Annotated in this window: 1 protein-coding gene; it reads right to left on the reverse strand. The window is 41.5% G+C overall.

The annotated features are described in order from the left end of the window. Positions 1 to 363 precede the first annotated feature (363 nt). A partial coding sequence (locus AB4Z33_RS31170) for a hypothetical protein (protein WP_442053599.1) occupies positions 364 to 561 on the reverse strand: 198 nt, incomplete at its 5' end.

Below are 561 nucleotides of genomic sequence, written 5' to 3' on the forward strand. Positions count from 1 at the left end.
GCAAGAAATATATTGAAATGACCGAGTACCACGAGTGGCGAAAGAAAACACCAAAGACAACCGAAAAACCTACTCGCGACGAGTAGGCTTTCTGTTCGAGGATTTTACACACAACTTTGGACTTGACCCGCGTTTACTAGCTATATTGGATATTGGCATTAACTTTTCACTCTTGCGCCATTAAACAGCTGATTTTGAACAAAGTTATTGCAGAAATCCAACATAGCGTAGAAACCTTGCTTTTAGTAAACGAAGTTAGTGCGAGAATCCAACATAGCTCGTATTAGCAAAAGTTTCTCCACTCCCATGAAAAGGGCGCCCTCTTTCGAGAGCGCTCTTTTTCATAGGAGAGTCTGTTGTTTTTCAGCTACTAACTGCTTTAGGCTCATTCATAAACCATGAAATATAAGTACATCGTTGGCATACAAGAATGGTTGCATTTTTATTTGCCCAGTCGACGCCGAAAAATGTAGCGCCTCTTGAATTGAGTTGACGATAATCTTTGTTAAAGGCGTCATTTTGACAACAGGGGCAACGCAGCATAACACGTTGCCCCTGTTG

The organism is Paenibacillus sp. 2TAB19, from assembly GCF_052115185.1.
Lineage (GTDB): Bacteria > Bacillota > Bacilli > Paenibacillales > Paenibacillaceae > Pristimantibacillus.